The sequence below is a fragment of the Variovorax brevis genome, assembly GCF_030317105.1.
Lineage (GTDB): Bacteria > Pseudomonadota > Gammaproteobacteria > Burkholderiales > Burkholderiaceae_C > Variovorax > Variovorax brevis.
Window position 1 is genome coordinate 243624 of the sequence record NZ_JASZYG010000006.1, and the last position, 16534, is coordinate 260157.

A 16534-nucleotide genomic window follows, 5' to 3' on the forward strand; every position below is an offset into this window, starting at 1 on the left:
CTAAGGCGGACCCGTGCGCCGCCATCGTTCGTTGAAATGCAGCGGGGGACTGCCACGCGCAAGCCAGAGTCGGTGGTGGGTGCGGAACATCGTCAGAAGTTCCCCACGATGAAGTCCTTGAAGCGGCCGAAGGCGGTCTTCACGGAGCCGCTCTTTTGCGCCACCTTGTAGCCGCGCATGCGCGCAAAGCGCGCCTCTTCGAGCAGGCCCATGACTGTCGCCGCACGGGGCTGGGCCACCATGTCGGACAAGGCGCTGGAATACTTCGGAATTCCGCGGCGAACGGGCTTGAGGAAGATGTCTTCGCCCAGCTCGATCATTCCCGGCATCACCGCGCTGCCGCCGGTGAGCACCACGCCGGAAGAGAGCACTTCTTCGTAACCCGACTCGCGCACCACCTGCTGCACGAGCGAAAAGATTTCTTCGACGCGCGGCTCGATCACGCCCGCCAGCGCCTGCTTGCTCAGCATGCGCGGGCCGCGATCGCCCAGGCCCGGCACTTCGACCTGCGTGTCCGGATCTGCCAACAGTTGCTTGGCATAGCCGTTCTCGACCTTGATGTCTTCCGCGTCCTTCGTCGGCGTGCGCAAGGCCATCGCGATGTCGCTGGTGATGAGGTCGCCCGCGATCGGGATCACGGCCGTGTGGCGAATCGCACCGTTGGTGAAGATGGCCACGTCGGTGGTGCCGGCACCGATGTCCACCAGCACCACGCCCAGTTCGCGTTCGTCTTCGGTCAGCACCGCCTGGCTCGAGGCCAGCGGGTTGAGCATCAACTGGTCGACTTCCAGGCCGCAGCGGCGCACGCACTTGATGATGTTCTCGGCCGCGCTCTGGGCGCCGGTCACGATGTGCACCTTGGCTTCGAGCCGCATGCCGCTCATGCCGATGGGCTCCTTCACGTCCTGCCCGTCGATCACGAATTCCTGCGGCTCCACCAGCAGCAGCCGCTGGTCGCTGGAGATGTTGATGGCGCGCGCCGTCTCCACCACGCGGGCCACGTCCGCCGGCGTGACCTCTTTGTCTTTCACCGCGACCATGCCGCTGGAGTTGATGCCGCGGATGTGGCTGCCGGTGATGCCGGTGTAGACGCGGCTGATCTTGCAGTCGGCCATCAGCTCGGCCTCCTTGAGCGCCTGCTGGATGCTTTGCACCGTGGCGTCGATGTTCACGACGACGCCACGCTTCAAGCCATTGCTCGGGGCAATGCCCAGCCCCGCGAGCTTGAGTTCGCCGTTGGGCAGCACTTCGGCCACCACCGCCATCACCTTGGCGGTGCCGATGTCGAGGCCAACAACCAGATCTTTGTAGTCTTTGGGCATGAATGAGAGGTCCTCGGTATTCGCTTATTTCTTCTTGGGGTCGGTCTTCTTGGGGTCGACCACGACCGTGGTGACACCGCGCAAGCGCAGTGCGTACGCATCCTTGTGGCGAAGGTCCGCGCCTTCGACCGAATCCAGTGTTCGGCCGTACTGGCCGGCCACTTGCCGCACCGACGTGAGGAAGCGCTGCGTGCGCGCAGCCACCTCCTCCGCCTGGCCACGGCCCAGTTCAACCACCGCACCGGTGTCGAGCTTCGCTTCCCAACTTCCGCGCGAGGACAGCGTGAGCTCGTCGATGGCGAGGTCGTAGGGCTTGAACAGCGGCTCCAGCACGCGGTACATGCCCAGCACCTGGCCGGCCTGCTCGGCCGGTCCGTCCAGGCGCGGCAGGGCATCGTCCACCTCGGCCACGTTGGCTTCGAACACCTCGCCGAAGCCGTTGATCAGTTTCGATTCCGACTCATCGCCCCAGTGCGCGACCGGCACCTGCTCGGTGAGCGTGGCGCGCAGCTTGTTCGGGAACTCGCGGCGTACCACGGCCTTGCGCACCCACGGCACGGATTCGAACGCGGCGCGGGCACGCGCCAGGTCGACGGTGAAGAAATTGCCCGTCAACTGCGGTGCCACGTTGGCGCGCAGCGTGACGGCGCTGTTGTGCGTGACTTCCCCATCCACCTTGATGCTGGTCAACGGGAAGAAGGGTTGGCGCAAGCCCCACCACACGCACGCCGCCAGCAACATGAGACCGCACAACGCAAACAGGAGCGTTGCCACGATGTTCATGAGCCTGACGTCGAACGGGACGGGGATGCTGTCGGCCATTTTCAGTTGCCGCCTCCACTGGTTTCGGCCGGCGATGCGGAGTCCAGCGTCGCCGAGGCCAGCACCCGCACGCACAGGTCTTCATAGCTGATGCCCGCCGCGCGCGCCGACATCGGCACCAGCGAATGGCTGGTCATGCCCGGCGAGGTGTTCATCTCGAGCAGGAAAGGCTTGCGATCGCTCGCGCGGATCATCACGTCGGCGCGGCCCCAGCCGCGGCAGCCGAGGGTGCGGTAGGCGGCCAGCGAGATGTGCTGGATTTCGCTTTCGAGTTCGGGCGCGAGGCCGCTCGGGCAGTGGTACTTCACGTCGTCTGTGAAGTACTTGTTCTGGTAGTCGTAGGCGCCTTCGGGTGCGGCGATGCGCACCACCGGCAGGGCTTGCGCATACTGGCCGGAGCCCAGCACGGCGCAGGTGACTTCCTCGCCTTCGATGAACTCCTCGCACAGCACGTCGGAGTCGAACTGCGCGGCGAGCGCGACGGCGTCCTTCATCTCCGAATAGCCGTTCACCTTGGTGACGCCGATGGATGAGCCTTCGCGCGGCGGCTTGACGATGAGGGGCAGGCCGAGCACGTCCGGCACCGCGCGCACCTGCTCGATGCTTTGCTGGTCGAAGGCCAGGCGCGCATAGCGCGGCGTGGGCAGTCCGTCCGCCACCCAGATGCGCTTGGTCATGACCTTGTCCATGGCCACGCTGGAAGCCATGACGCCCGAGCCGGTGTAGGGAATGCCCAGCAATTCCAGCGCACCCTGCACCGTGCCATCTTCGCCGTGACGACCGTGCAAGGCGATGAAGCAACGCGCAAATCCCTCGCGCTTGAGCTCGACCAGGTCACGCTGCGACGGGTCGAAGGAATGCGCATCCACGCCCTTGGCGCGCAAGGCGCCCAGCACGCCGGTGCCCGACATGATCGAAATTTCACGCTCGGCCGAGCTTCCGCCCATCAAGACGGCGACCTTGCCAAAACGACTGATATCCACGGCGCTCACGCTGGCGCTCCTTTTCCTGCATTGACATGAACGGCGGGTGCAACCCCGCCCAACTCGACGACCCTGGCGGGTACGGCACCGATCGAACCTGCGCCCATGCAGATCACGACATCGCCGTCGCGGGCGTTGTCCAGGATGGCCTGGGGCATTTCGGTGATGTCATCGACGAACACCGGCTCGACCTTGCCTGCCACGCGCAGGGCGCGCGCCAGCGAACGGCCGTCCGCGGCCACGATGGGCGCTTCGCCCGCCGCGTAGACCTCGCCCAGCAGCACGGCGTCGGCTTGCCCGATGATCTTCACGAAGTCCTCGAAGCAGTCGCGCGTGCGGGTGTAGCGGTGCGGCTGGAAGGCCAGCACCAGGCGTCGCCCCGGAAAGGCGCCGCGCGCCGCCGCGATGGTGGCGGCCATCTCCACCGGGTGATGGCCGTAGTCGTCGATCACCGTGAAGCTTTCGCCGTTGCGCTGTGGCACGGCGACGTCGCCGTAGCGCTGGAAGCGGCGGCCGACGCCCTTGAAATCGGCAAGTCCGCGCTGCACGGCTTCGTCCGCGATGTTGAGTTCGACCGCCATCGCGATCACCGACAGCGCGTTGCGCACGTTGTGCTCGCCCGGCAGGTTCAAGGTGATGGGCAGGTCCGGCAGCGTGACGCCGTTGCGGCGCTGCACGGTGAAGTGCATTTGTCCGCCCACGGGGCGCACGTCCACGGCGCGAACCTGCGCGTCTTCGTTGAAGCCGTAGCTCGTGACCGGGCAGGACACGTGCGGAACGATCTCCCGCACCGCTGCGTCATCGGTGCACAGGATGGCCACGCCATAGAAGGGCATGCGGTGCAGGAAATCGACGAAAGCCCGCTTGAGCCGCGCGAAGTCGTGCCCGTAGGTTTCCATGTGGTCGGCATCGATGTTCGTGACCACGGCCATGACGGGCAGCAGGTTCAGGAACGAGGCGTCCGATTCGTCGGCCTCCACCACGATGTAGTCGCCGCTGCCCAGTTGCGCATTGGTGCCCGCGCTGTTGAGCCGGCCGCCGATGACGAAGGTCGGGTCGAGCCCCGCCGCCGCCAGCACGCTCGCCGCGAGGCTGGTGGTGGTTGTCTTGCCATGCGTGCCGGCGATGGCGATACCCTGTTTCAGCCGCATCAGCTCTGTCAGCATCAGCGCACGCGGCACGATGGGGATGCGTTTCTCGCGGGCCGCGAGCACCTCGGGGTTACTGCCCTGCACGGCGGTGGAGGTGACCACTGCGTCCGCGCCGGCGATGTGCGCGGCGTCGTGGCCGACGTGCGTCGTGATGCCCAGGCCCGCGAGTCGGCGCAGCGTCGCGCTGTCGGCCAGGTCGGAGCCCGAAATCTTGTAGCCCAGGTTGAGCAGCACCTCGGCGATGCCGCTCATGCCCGAGCCGCCGACACCGACGAAGTGAATGTGACGAATCGCGTGCTTCATTTGGCCAACTCCTCGCAGGCACGGACGACCTCGATAACCGCTTCGGTCTTTTGCAGGCTCTTGGCCTTGATGGCGCGCTCCAGCAGGGCGGCCCTGTGTGTCTTTTGCAGCAAGTCGGAAAGCAATTCAGGAGTGAGTTCGGACTGTTGAACGAGCCAGCCGCCACCGTTGTCGACGAGAAATCGCGCGTTGGTGGTCTGGTGGTCGTCGACAGCCGACGGAAAGGGAACGAACAGCGCCGCCGCGCCCACCGCCGCGATTTCGGTCACGGTGCTGGCGCCGGCGCGCGCAACGATGAGGTCCGCCGCGGCATAGGCGTCGGCGGTCTCCTCGATGAAAGGCGTGAGTTCGGCTTCGACGTTCGCGGCCGCATAGTTGGCGCGCAGTTCGTCGATCTGTTTGGCGCCGCTTTGATGCAGCACGACGGGGCGCTCACCGGGGGCGATGCGCGCCAGCGCCTGGGGCACGATGCTGTTGAGCGCCTTGGCGCCCAGGCTTCCGCCGACCACCAGCAGCTTGAGCGGGCCGGTGCGGCCAGCAAAGCGCGCAGCCGGATCGGGCTGCGAAAGGAAGGCGGCGCGCAGCGGGTTGCCGACCCACTTGGCGTTCTTGAGCACGTTGGGGAAAGCCGTGAACACGCGGTCGGCCACGCTGGCCATGACCTTGTTGGCCAGGCCGGCCACCGAGTTCTGCTCGTGCAGCACCAGCGGCTTGCCCAGCAGCACGCTCATCATCCCGCCCGGAAAGCTGATGTAGCCGCCAAGGCCAACCACCACATCAGGCTTGACGCGGCGAACCACGGCAATGCTCTGCCAGAAGGCGCGCAGCAGGCGCATCGGCAGGAAGACCAGCGTCGTGAGGCCCTTGCCCCGCACGCCGCCGAACTGCACCGCCTCGAATTCGAAGCCGCGCGGCGGCACGAGTTGCTGCTCCATGCCCGTGGGCGCGCCCAGCCAGTGCACACGCCAGCCGCGTTCGCGCAGGGCTTCGGCAACGGCGAGGCCCGGGAAGATGTGTCCCCCGGTTCCGCCCGCCATGACAAGGGCCGTTTTCACACGCGCCCTCCCCGCATCAACACCCTGTTCTCGTAGTCGATCCGCAGAACGATCGCGAGCGCAATGAGATTCATGATGATGGCCGAGCCGCCAAAGCTCATCAGCGGCAGCGTCAGCCCCTTGGTGGGCAAGGCCCCCAGGTTCACGCCCATGTTGATGAAGGTCTGGAAGCCGATCCACAAGCCGATGCCCTGGGCCACGAGACCAGAGAACACGCGGTCGAGCGCAATGGCCTGGCGGCCGATGTGCATGATGCGGCGCGTCATCCAGAAGAACAGGATGATGGCCGTCAGCACGCCCACCAGTCCGAACTCCTCGCCGATCACCGCCATCAGGAAGTCGGTGTGCGCTTCGGGGAGCCAATGCAGCTTCTCGACGCTGCCGCCGAGGCCCACGCCGAAGATCTCGCCGCGTCCGATCGCGATCAGCGAATGCGACAACTGGTAGCCCTTGCCGAGCGCGTTGTGCTCGCTCCACGGATCGAGGTAGGCAAAGATCCGCTCGCGCCGCCACGGCGAAGACGCGACGATCATCCCGAAGGCCACCACCACCAGCGTGGCGATCACGAAGAACATCCGCGCGTTGACGCCGCCCAGAAAGAGGATGCCCATCGCGATCACCGCGATGACCATGAAGGCGCCCATGTCCGGCTCGGCCAGCAGCAGCATGCCGACCACCACGACCGCCACGCCCATTGGCAGCACCGCGCGGAAGAAGCGCTCCTTGATCTCCATCTTGCGCACCATGTAGCTGGCGGCGTAGAGCACCATGGCGAGCTTCGCCAACTCGGAGGGCTGGAAGTTCGTGATGCCCAGCGGAATCCACCGGCGCGCACCGTTCACGCTGCGGCCCACGTGCGGAATCAGCACGGCCACCAGCAAGAGCAGCGAGGCGACGAAGAGCCACGGCGCGGCGCGTTCCCAGGCGCGCATGGGCACCTGGAAGGCCAGCAGGGCTGCGATAAAGGCTGCCACCAGGGAGACCATATGGCGCGTGAGGAAGTACGCCTGTCCGTAGTTCTGACGGGCGAAGCGCGGGTTGTCAGGAATCGCGATCGAGGCCGAATACACCATCACCAGGCCCCAGGCCAGCAGTGCGACCGCCACCCACAGCAAAGCCTGGTCGAAGCCGAGCACACGCATGGGCGCGGCCTTGGTCTGTGTGACGCCGGCTCCGCCCAGATGCACGGGCAGGTGCACCGGCAAGGCGTCGATGCTCTTGCGCGCGCGGCCGAACAGGCGCCCGAACCACGCGCGGGCATGGCTGCTGTTCTCCTGGGCGGCGAGCGCAGCGCTGTTCATGCGGCGTCTCCATGGCCGGGGCGCGGACGGTCGGCCAAGGCTTCGACCGATTCGCAGAACACTGCCGCGCGATGCGCGTAGTCCTTGAACATGTCGAAGCTCGCGCACGCCGGCGAAAGCAGCACGGCGTCGCCGCGCTGCGCGTTGTCGGCGGCGAGGTTGACGGCTTCGGCCATCGACGGCGCGTGCAACAGCGGCACGCCGGTGGATGCGAGCGCCTGCTCGATCAGCGGCGCATCGCGCCCGATCAGCACCACGGCGCGTACATGCTGGCGAACCGGTTCTGACAGCGGCGAGAAGTCCTGGCCCTTGCCTTCGCCACCCAGGATGACGACCAGTTTGCGATCCACGCCCAGGCCGTTCAGCGCGGCCGCGGTCGCGCCGACGTTCGTGCCTTTGCTGTCGTCGAAATATTCGACCTCGTCGATGATCGACACCGGCTCCACGCGATGCGGCTCGCCGCGGTATTCGCGCAGTCCGTAGAGCATCGGCGCGAGCGCGCAGCCCGCGGCCGACGCGAGTGCCAGCGCCGCCAATGCGTTGAGCGCGTTGTGCTGGCCGCGGATGCGCAACGCATCGGCAGGAATGAGTCGCTGCAGGTGGATTTCTTCTTCGACCACGGCGCCGCGCTTGCGCTTGATGGTTTCGTCGGCTTCGTGTGCACGCACGAGCCAGCTCATGCCGTTGACGCGTTCGATGCCGAAGTCCCCCGGCCGCAGCGGCAGCGCCGCGCCAAAGGTGAGGTGCGTGCGCACCTGCGGCCGCTGGAGCTTGACGCGGACGGGCGGCGGCAGCATGGCCATCACGCCCGCGTCGTCGCGGTTGAGCACCATCAGGCCCTTCTTGCCGAAGATGCGCGCCTTGGCCGCCGCGTAGGCTGCCATGTCGCCATGCCAGTCCAGATGGTCTTGCGTGAGGTTGAGCACGGTCGCGGCCGTGGGCTCGAAGCCCTGCACCGCGTCGAGCTGGAAGCTGGAGAGTTCCAGCACCCAGACGTCGGGCAGTTGCTGCGCGTCGATGCGCGCCGCCAGCGTGTCCAGCAGCGTGGGGCCGATGTTGCCTGCCACCGCGACGGTCTTGCCAGCGCGCTCCACGAGTTGACCGGTCAGGGAGGTGACGGTCGTCTTGCCGTTGGTGCCGGTGATGGCCAGCACCGCGGGCTCGTAGCCGCGCGCTGGCGGGGCTTCGGGGATCACGGGCGCGGGGACGTCTTCTTCGTCGTCGGCGGCGTCTGTCGCGGGCTCGGCATCTGCCGGTTCGCTCGCTTGCAACGTCGACGGGGCTGTGGCGTCGGTGGCCTCGCCCGCCGCAATGGTCGCAGCGTCACCCGTCGCGTCATTCGCAGGGTCACCCGCCGCGTCAGTCGTCATGTCGCCCGTCGGCTCATTCGTCGCGTCGTTCGCCGCATCGGGCATCGCCGCATCGGGCATCGCCGCCTCGGCCGTCGATTCCTCGACCGCCTCAACAATCTCCGGAGGAATCCGCAGATCCGCCAACGCCTGCGCGAACAGATCCAGTTCACCGCCCACTGCCAGCCCGACGGCACGCGCGCTCGACACCACCGGCGCCACCGTCTGCGGCGACAGGCCCGGCGAGCAGTACACGGCGCGGATGGGCGTGCCGTCGACCAGCGCCGCGCTGAAGGCGCCGCCGACGAAGGCCACGTCCGGCAGTTCCTGCTTCAGTACCGCCAGTTGCGGCGGTGCTTCGCGCGTATCGGCCACGGTCACCACGGCGCCGTTGCGCGCGCACCAGCGCGCCATCGCCAGGCCGGACGCACCGAGGCCCAGGATCAGCACGTGGAGTTGGTTCAGATGCTTCACTGCGCCTATCTCAGCTTGAGTGTCGACAGGCCCACGAGGCACAGCAGCATCGTGATGATCCAGAAGCGCACGACGACCTGCGTCTCGCGCCAGCCGCTCTTTTCGAAGTGGTGGTGCAGCGGCGCCATCTTGAGCACGCGCCGCCCTTCGCCAAAACGCTTCTTGGTGTACTTGAAGTACATCACCTGCGTCATCACCGAGATGGCCTCGACCACGAAGATGCCGCCCATGATGAAGAAGACGATTTCCTGCCGCACGATGACGGCGATGGTGCCCAGTGCTCCGCCGAGCGCCAGCGCGCCGACGTCGCCCATGAACACCTGCGCCGGGTGCGTGTTGAACCACAGGAAGGCCAGGCCCGCGCCGGCCATCGCCGAACAGAACACCAGCAGTTCGCCCGAGCCGGGAATGTGCGGAAACAGCAGGTAGCGCGAATACACGGAGCTGCCCGTCACGTAGGCGAACACGCCCAGCGCCGAGCCCACCATCACCACCGGCATGATGGCCAGGCCATCGAGCCCGTCCGTGAGATTGACCGCATTGCTCGCACCCACGATCACCAGGTAGGTGAGGATGACGAAGCCCACGCCGCCGAGTGGATAGCTGATCTCCTTGAAGAAAGGCACCAGCAGGTTGGTCTTGGGCGGAAAGTTCAGGTCGAAGCCCGAGCGCACCCACGTGTAGAACAGTTCCAGCACGCGCCAGTTGGAGCTTTCCGAAATGCTGAACAACAAATAGAAAGCGGCCAGCAGGCCGACGATGGATTGCCAGATGTACTTCTCACGCGAAGGCATGCCTTCGGGGTCTTTCTTGACCACCTTGCGCCAGTCGTCGACCCAGCCGATGGCCCCGAAACCCAGCGTCACCCACAGCACGATCCACACGAAGCGGTTGCTCAGGTCGAACCACATCACGGTGGCCAGCGCAATGGAGAACAGCACCAGCACGCCACCCATGGTCGGCGTGCCGCTCTTGACCAGGTGCGTTTCCATGGCGTAGCCGCGCACGGGCTGGCCGATCTTGAGCGCCGTCAGTCGCCGGATCACGTACGGGCCGGCGATCAAGCCGACCAGCAAGGCCGTCAACGCGGCGCCCAGCGCACGAAAGGTCAGGTACTGGAACACGCGCAGAAACCCGAACTCGGGCGAGAGCGTTTGCAGCCATTGAGCCAGGCTCAGCAGCACGTCGTATTGCGCGGCTCATGCAGCATGACCGGCCTCCTCGTTGTTGGTCTGGATCTGTGCGGCAATGGCCTGCACGACGCGCTCCATCTTCATGAAGCGCGATCCCTTGACGAGCACGCTCGAAGCCCGCGGCAGCTTTGCCAGCACGGCCGCGTTGAGCGCGTCGATGTCGTTGAAATGCCGGCCTTCGCCGGCGCCCATGCCTTCGGTGGTGAAGGCGTCGATACCGTGCGCCGATTCGGCGCCCAGTGCGTAGACGGTCTCGATGCCGCGCGTGGCCGCCCACGCGCCGATCTCCGCGTGGAACTGCGGACCCTGGTCGCCCACCTCGCCCATGTCGCCGATCACCAGCAGGTGCGGTGCGGGCAGGCCGGCGAGCACGTCGATGGCGGCGCGCATCGAATCCGGATTGGCGTTGTAGGTGTCGTCCACCACGGTGATGGCCTGTCCGTCGGCGCGCGTGAGCACGCGGGCGCTGGAGCGGCCCTTCACCGGCTGGAACGCGGCCAGGCCCTGCGCGATCTTTTCGAGCGAAACACCTGCCGCGAGCGCACACGCCGTGGCCGCCAACGCGTTGATGACGTTGTGGCGCCCCGCAATGCGCAACTGGCAAGCCATCAGGCCCAGCGGCGTCTGCACTTCGACGTCCCACGCACAGCCATGCCACACGGCCTCCAGCAGTGCGATGTCGGCGTTGGGCTGCTCGCCGAAGGTGAGGCAGCGGCGCGACGCGCCGCGTTGCGCGAGCCGGGTCCACAGCGCGGTGAACTCGTCGCCGTGGGGAAACACCGCCGTGCCATCTTCGGGCAAGGCCGCGAAGACCTCGGCGTTCTCGCGCGCCACGGCCTCCACCGTCTCCATGAATTCCTGGTGCTCGCGCTGCGCGTTGTTGACCAGCGCAATGGTCGGCTGCGCAATGGCGGACAGCCGCGCGATCTCGCCCGGATGGTTCATGCCGAGTTCGACCACGGCCAGTTGATGCTGCGCGCGCAGGCGCAGCACGGTAAGCGGCAAGCCGATCTCGTTGTTGAAGTTGCCGACCGTGGCCAGCGACCGGTCGCCACTGCTGGCGGCCAGGATCGCCGCGATCATTTGCGTGACGGTCGTCTTGCCGTTGCTGCCGGTCACGGCGATCAAGGGCAACTCGAACTGCGCGCGCCAGCCCGCGGCCAGTGCGCCCAGCGCGGCCAGCGTGTCGGGCACTTCGAAACCCGGCAGGCTCGCCGCTTCCAGTCCGCGGTGGGCAATGGCCGCCGCGGCGCCACTGGCTTTGGCATCAGGAAGGAAATCGTTCGCATCGAAGCGCTCGCCCTTGAGCGCCACGAACAAGTCACCTGCGGCCAGCGTGCGCGTGTCGGTGTGAACACGGTCGATGCGCGTCTTGCCGTCGCCGACCAGCCGCGCACCCGGGATCCAGCCCACGGCCTGTTCGAGAGTCATCATGTCGAAGTCCTTTGCGTCAGCGCGTCGGCCGCGTGCGCGCGGTCCGAAAAGGCGATGCGCTCGCCCGCGATTTCCTGCCAGGCTTCGTGGCCCCGGCCTGCCAGCAACACGACGTCGTCCGGTGCCGCCTGTGCGATGGTTTCCGCGATGGCGCGGCCCCGGTCGAGTTCGACCTGCGCCGCTTCGGGGCTGGCCAGACCCAGCAGGATCTGGCTGACGATGGCGCCGGGCTTTTCGCTGCGGGGGTTGTCGCTGGTGACGACGACGCGGTCCGCCTGCATCTCGGCCACGGCGGCCATCATGGGCCGCTTGATCGGGTCGCGGTCGCCACCGCAGCCGAACAGGCACCACAGCTTGCCGCCGCGCTGCTGCGCCAGCGGGCGCAGGCCCACCAGCGCCTTGTCGAGTGCGTCAGGCGTGTGGGCGTAGTCGACCACCACCATCGGCCCTTGCTCGGCCGGCACGCGCTCCATGCGGCCCGGCACGCTGCTCAGGTTGGCGCAGGCCGCGACGGCTTGCGCCAGCGTGAGGCCCAGTGCGCGCAGCGCGCCCAGTACGCCCAGCAGGTTGGCCACGTTGTACTGGCCGATCAGCACCGTGGCCACATGCTCGGGCGCAACGCCGGACTCCACCACCGTGAAGCGCAGGCCTTGCGCGTCGTAGCCCACGTCGTGTGCGCTCAGGCGGGCACGCGCGCCGGCGGCAGAGACCGTCCAGACGTCGAGCGCGCCCGCGGCGCCGTTCGCCCGCAGGTTGCCCACGAGGCTGGCGCCGTGCACGTCGTCGATGTTGACCACCGCCGCGCGCAGGCCCGGCCAGCGGAAGAGTTCCGCCTTGGCCTGCCAGTAGGCGTCCATGCTGCCGTGGTAGTCGAGGTGGTCCTGCGTGAAATTGGTGAACACGGCCACCGCAATGCGCGTGCCGTCCAGGCGCCGCTCGACGATGCCGATGGAGGACGCCTCGATGGCGCACGCGCCGAATCCGCGGTCGGCGAAATCGCGCAGGTAGCGGTGCAACATCACCGGATCGGGCGTGGTGAGGCCGGTGTACGTGAGGTTGGGCGGCGCGCCGATGCCCAGCGTGCCCACCACTGCGCAGGGGCCGCGCGCGGCAGCGGGCGCGCCTGCCGTGCCCGCCAGTCCCGACAGCGCTTCGGCCAGCCACCACGCGGTGGATGTCTTGCCGTTGGTGCCGGTGACGGCCAGCACGTCGAGCCGCTCGGAGGGGTGTTCGTGGAAAGCGGCCGCAATGGGCCCGGTGGCAGCCTTCAGGCCCGCATAGCTGGCGATGGCATCGCCTTCGAAGCCGAAGGCCTCGACGCCCTCGCGCTCGACAAGGCACGCCACGGCACCTTGCGCCAGCGCGGCCGCCACATGGCGGCGTCCGTCGGTGGCTGCGCCTGGCCAGGCGATGAAGCCGTCACCCGCGGACACCGCACGGCTGTCCGCGTGCAGTGCGCCGCGCACCCGTCCGCGCAACCACTGCGCGGCTTCGGTGGGGGTGTGCAAGACCATCGTCATCAGAAGCTCTCGTCCACGCCACTGGTGACCACCAGCGGCTTCACTGCGAGATCGGGCGGCACGTTCATCATGCGCAGCGTCTGCTGGACGACTTCGCTGAAGACAGGCGCCGCCACCAAGCCGCCGAAATACTGCCCGGCGCTGGGCTCGTCGATCATCACAGCCACGATGATGCGCGGTTTGTCGATCGGTGCCATGCCCGTAAACCAAGCGCGATACTTGTTACTCGCATAGCCCTTTCCAACCTGCTTGTGGGCCGTGCCGGACTTGCCGCCGACCGAATAGCCGATGGTTTGCGCCAGCGGCCCGGTGCCGCCGGGGCCCGCCGCCATTTGCAGCATCTTGCGCACGGCCAGAGCGTTCTTCGCCGAGAAGACCTTGACGCCGACGGCCGGCTCCGGGCTCTTGAGAATGGTCACCGGGATGATGTCGCCGTTGTGCGCAAACGAGGTGTACGAATGCGCCATCTGGAACAGCGACGCCGACAGGCCGTAGCCGTAGGCCATGGTGGCCTGCTCGACGGGCTTCCACGACTTCCACGGACGCAGGCGGCCCGTGACCGCGCCGGGAAACTGCACCTGCGGCTTCTGGCCGTAGCCCAGCGAGGTATAGGTGTCCCACATCTCGTGCGGTGTCATTTTTTGCGCGATCTTGAGCGCGCCGATGTTGCTCGACTTCTGGATGACGCCTTCCACCGTCAGCGAGCCGTAGTTGTGGGTGTCGCTGATGGTGAAGCCGCCAAGGCTGTAGCGGCCGGGGCCGGTTTCGATGATCGTCTGCGGCGTGATGCGACCCGCTTCGAGCGCCATGCCCACGGTGATCGGCTTCATGGTCGAGCCCGGCTCGAACACGTCGGTGAGCGCGCGGTTGCGCAGTTGCTCGCCGGTGAGGTTGGCGCGCTTGTCGGGCACATAGCTCGGGTAGTTGGCCAGCGCCAGAATCTCGCCGGTGACCGAGTCGAGCACCACCACGCTGCCGGCCTTGGCCTTGTTGGCCGTGACGGCGTCGCGCAGCTTCTGGTAAGCAAAAAACTGCACCTTGCTGTCGATGCTCAGCTGGATGTCCTTGCCGTCGAAGGGCGGCACCTGCTCGCCAATGCCTTCGACCACGCGGCCGAGCCGGTCCTTGATGACGCGGCGCGAGCCGGCCTTGCCGGCCAGGTCCTTGTTGAACGCCAGTTCAATGCCTTCCTGCCCGTTGTCCTCGACGTTGGTGAAGCCGACCACGTGCGCGGCCGCTTCGCCTTCGGGGTACTCGCGCTTGTACTCGCGGCGCTGGTAGATGCCCTTGAGGTTGAGCGCGGCGATCTGCTTGGCGATGGGTTCGTCCACCTGGCGCTTGATCCAGACGAAGGTCTTGTCCTCGTCTTCGAGCTTCTTGTCGAAGTCCTTTTGCGACATGCCCAGCAGCTTGGCCACCTGCTTGAGCTTGGCGCGTGTCTCGGGATCGTTGCGCTCCACGTCTTCGGGAATCGCCCAGATGCTGGGCGCCACCACGCTCGATGCCAGCAGCAGTCCGTTGCGGTCGAGAATGCGGCCGCGGTTGGCGGGAAGCTCCAGGGTGCGCACAAAACGCACTTCGCCCTGACGCTGGAAGAAGGTGTTGCCGAACACCTGCACGTAAGCCGCGCGTGCGCCCAGCACCACGAAGCCCAGCGCGATGCCCGCGACGATGAGCTTGCTGCGCCAGACAGGCGTCTTGCTCGCGAGCAGGGGGCTCGTCGTGTAGCGGACGCTGCGATTGCGGCTCAATGCGTGCTCCTTGCCGCGCCGGCGCCGCGCGCCGGAGCACCGCCCGGCGCGGGTGCCGCCACGGGGGCGACGGCGGGAATGACGCTGCCGTCCTGCCGCACGTACTGCGTGATGGCCGGCGTGGCCGTGCGCATCTTCAGTTGGTCCTTGGCGAGCTTTTCGACGCGCAGCGGGGTGGCCTGCGCGCGCTTTTCAACCTGCAGGCGCTCGTAGTCGAGCTCGAGGCGGCGCGCCTCCTGCTCGACCCGGTGCATTTCCGTGTAGAGCTGGCGTGCCATGTACTGCGTGTGCACGACATAAAGCGCCGAGGCCAGCACGGCGACCAGCAGCAGCAGGTTGAGCCGGCTCATGCGGGCGCCCCCGTGCGCTCGGCCACGCGCAGGATCGCGCTGCGCGAACGCGGATTGCCCTTGACCTCCGCCTCCGACGGCTTGATGCGCCCGATGGAGCGCAGCTTCATTTCCTGGGGCACGGCAAAGGGCGCGCGGCGGTCGAACACCTCGCGCGAATGCTTTGCGATGAACTGCTTGACGATGCGGTCTTCCAGCGAGTGGAAGCTGATCACGGCAAGCCGGCCCTGGGGTTGAAGCACGGAAAGACTCGCCTCTAGCGCCTGTTGCAGCTCTTCAAGCTCGGCATTGATGAAAATCCGAAGAGCCTGAAATGTGCGCGTTGCAGGGTTCTGGCCCGGCTCGCGGGTTTTGACCGCGCCAGCCACGAGGTCGGCCAGTTCGGTGGTGGTTGAAATTGCGCCCCGTTCTTGTCTGCGAGCAACAATCGCCTTTGCAATCTGAACAGCAAACCGTTCTTCGCCATAGTCACGGATGACCTCTGCAATCTGTTGTTGTTCTGCTGTTGCCAGCCACTCGGCCACGCTTTCTCCGCGCGTGGTGTCCATGCGCATGTCCAGCGGGCCGTCGAAACGAAAAGAAAAACCCCGCGCGGGGTTGTCGATTTGAGGAGAGCTGATTCCGAGGTCCATCAACAGGCCGCCCACGCTGGCCGGCGGCAATTCGCCGATATGCCTGAACCCCTGGTGACGGATGGAAAAACGCGCATCCTCGATGCGCGCTGCTTCGGCCACCGCTTCCGCGTCCTTGTCGAACGCGATGAGGTGGCCCTCCGGCGCCAATCGCTCCAGGATCGCCCGGGCGTGGCCGCCCCGCCCGAAGGTGGCATCGACGAAGGTGTCGCGCGAGCCATCGGCCTGGAGAGCAGCAACCGCTTCTTCCAGGAGGACGGTGGTGTGGGTCCATTGGTTGTCCACGCCGACTCTCAGAAAGAAAGGTCCTGAAGGGCGCCCGATGCCAAGCCCGCCTGGATGGCCTCGGCCTCCTTGGCGTCGTGCGTGGCCTTGTCCCACAACTCGAAGTGGCTGCCCATGCCCAGCAGCAGCGTGTCGCGGGCGATGTTGGCCGCCGCGCGCAGTTCGGGCGACACGAGGATGCGGCCGGTGGAATCCATGTCCACATCCATCGCGTTGCCCAGGAACAGGCGCTTGAGCCATTGGTCTTTCAGCGGCATCGCGGCGATGCGCTCGCGGAACTGCTCCCACGCGGGGCGCGGAAAGATCATCAGGCAGCCATGGGGGTGCCGAGTGATCGTGAGTGCACCGCCGGCTGTAGCAGCCAGCACATCGCGATGCCGCGTAGGGACGGACAAACGCCCCTTGGCATCCAGACTCAGCGATGAAGCGCCTTGAAACACGACCACGAAACCCCGTTGACGGAACGTGACGCGCACCCAAAACAGGCACTGACCGACACTATTTCCCACTTAAATGCACTTTTTTGCACTGTAGCAGGAATCAAGGGGTGCGCAAGGGTGGGCCTTGTCTATTTTTTGTAATGGAATCAAGGACTTAGCCGCGTTTTCA

Annotated in this window: 14 protein-coding genes; all 14 read right to left on the reverse strand. The window is 66.7% G+C overall.

The window, feature by feature from the left end; translation table 11 throughout:
• Positions 1-92 precede the first annotated feature (92 nt).
• The 14 genes from ftsA to mraZ are packed head-to-tail and all read right to left on the reverse strand — an operon-like array spanning position 93 to position 16365.
• On the reverse strand, positions 93-1322 hold the full coding sequence (gene ftsA, locus QTI66_RS20670) for a cell division protein FtsA (protein ID WP_286561732.1): 1230 nt from the start codon (positions 1320-1322) through the stop codon (positions 93-95).
• A 24-nt stretch (positions 1323-1346) separates the two neighbouring features.
• Entirely contained in the window at positions 1347-2144 is a 798-nt protein-coding gene (locus tag QTI66_RS20675; RefSeq protein ID WP_286561733.1) for a cell division protein FtsQ/DivIB, read from the reverse strand.
• Between the two features lie 2 nt (positions 2145-2146).
• Positions 2147-3136 carry a D-alanine--D-alanine ligase gene (locus QTI66_RS20680; RefSeq protein WP_286561734.1) on the reverse strand — a complete coding sequence of 330 codons (990 nt, stop codon included), beginning with the start codon at positions 3134-3136 and terminating at the stop codon, positions 2147-2149.
• Complete coding sequence (murC, locus tag QTI66_RS20685) at positions 3133-4581, reverse strand: UDP-N-acetylmuramate--L-alanine ligase (protein WP_286561735.1); 1449 nt, start codon at positions 4579-4581, stop codon at positions 3133-3135. The genes QTI66_RS20680 and murC overlap by 4 nt, the downstream gene beginning before the upstream one ends.
• Positions 4578-5636, reverse strand: a complete 1059-nt coding sequence (gene murG, locus QTI66_RS20690; RefSeq protein WP_286561736.1) for an undecaprenyldiphospho-muramoylpentapeptide beta-N-acetylglucosaminyltransferase — start codon at positions 5634-5636, stop codon at positions 4578-4580. Before murG ends, murC begins: the two co-directional genes overlap by 4 nt.
• A complete protein-coding gene (gene ftsW, locus QTI66_RS20695; RefSeq protein ID WP_286561737.1) occupies positions 5633-6937 on the reverse strand; it encodes a putative lipid II flippase FtsW in 1305 nt (434 codons plus the stop codon). The genes murG and ftsW overlap by 4 nt, the downstream gene beginning before the upstream one ends.
• Entirely contained in the window at positions 6934-8760 is a 1827-nt protein-coding gene (gene murD, locus QTI66_RS20700; protein ID WP_286561738.1) for a UDP-N-acetylmuramoyl-L-alanine--D-glutamate ligase, read from the reverse strand. The genes ftsW and murD overlap by 4 nt, the downstream gene beginning before the upstream one ends.
• 5 nt (positions 8761-8765) lie before the next feature.
• Complete coding sequence (mraY, locus tag QTI66_RS20705; RefSeq protein ID WP_286561739.1) at positions 8766-9944, reverse strand: phospho-N-acetylmuramoyl-pentapeptide-transferase; 1179 nt, start codon at positions 9942-9944, stop codon at positions 8766-8768.
• A 15-nt stretch (positions 9945-9959) separates the two neighbouring features.
• The gene (locus QTI66_RS20710) at positions 9960-11387 is read right to left on the reverse strand and encodes a UDP-N-acetylmuramoyl-tripeptide--D-alanyl-D-alanine ligase (RefSeq protein ID WP_286561740.1); all 1428 of its coding nucleotides are present in this window, start codon (positions 11385-11387) and stop codon (positions 9960-9962) included.
• Positions 11384-12907, reverse strand: a complete 1524-nt coding sequence (locus QTI66_RS20715) for a UDP-N-acetylmuramoyl-L-alanyl-D-glutamate--2,6-diaminopimelate ligase (RefSeq protein ID WP_286561741.1) — start codon at positions 12905-12907, stop codon at positions 11384-11386. Before QTI66_RS20715 ends, QTI66_RS20710 begins: the two co-directional genes overlap by 4 nt.
• The gene (locus QTI66_RS20720; protein ID WP_286561742.1) at positions 12907-14658 is read right to left on the reverse strand and encodes a peptidoglycan D,D-transpeptidase FtsI family protein; all 1752 of its coding nucleotides are present in this window, start codon (positions 14656-14658) and stop codon (positions 12907-12909) included. The genes QTI66_RS20715 and QTI66_RS20720 overlap by 1 nt, the downstream gene beginning before the upstream one ends.
• Positions 14655-15008, reverse strand: a complete 354-nt coding sequence (gene ftsL / locus QTI66_RS20725; protein ID WP_286561743.1) for a cell division protein FtsL — start codon at positions 15006-15008, stop codon at positions 14655-14657. Before ftsL ends, QTI66_RS20720 begins: the two co-directional genes overlap by 4 nt.
• Complete coding sequence (gene rsmH, locus QTI66_RS20730; RefSeq protein WP_286561744.1) at positions 15005-15925, reverse strand: 16S rRNA (cytosine(1402)-N(4))-methyltransferase RsmH; 921 nt, start codon at positions 15923-15925, stop codon at positions 15005-15007. The genes ftsL and rsmH overlap by 4 nt, the downstream gene beginning before the upstream one ends.
• A gap of 8 nt (positions 15926-15933) precedes the next feature.
• Entirely contained in the window at positions 15934-16365 is a 432-nt protein-coding gene (gene mraZ, locus QTI66_RS20735) for a division/cell wall cluster transcriptional repressor MraZ (RefSeq protein ID WP_286561987.1), read from the reverse strand.
• Positions 16366-16534 lie beyond the last annotated feature (169 nt).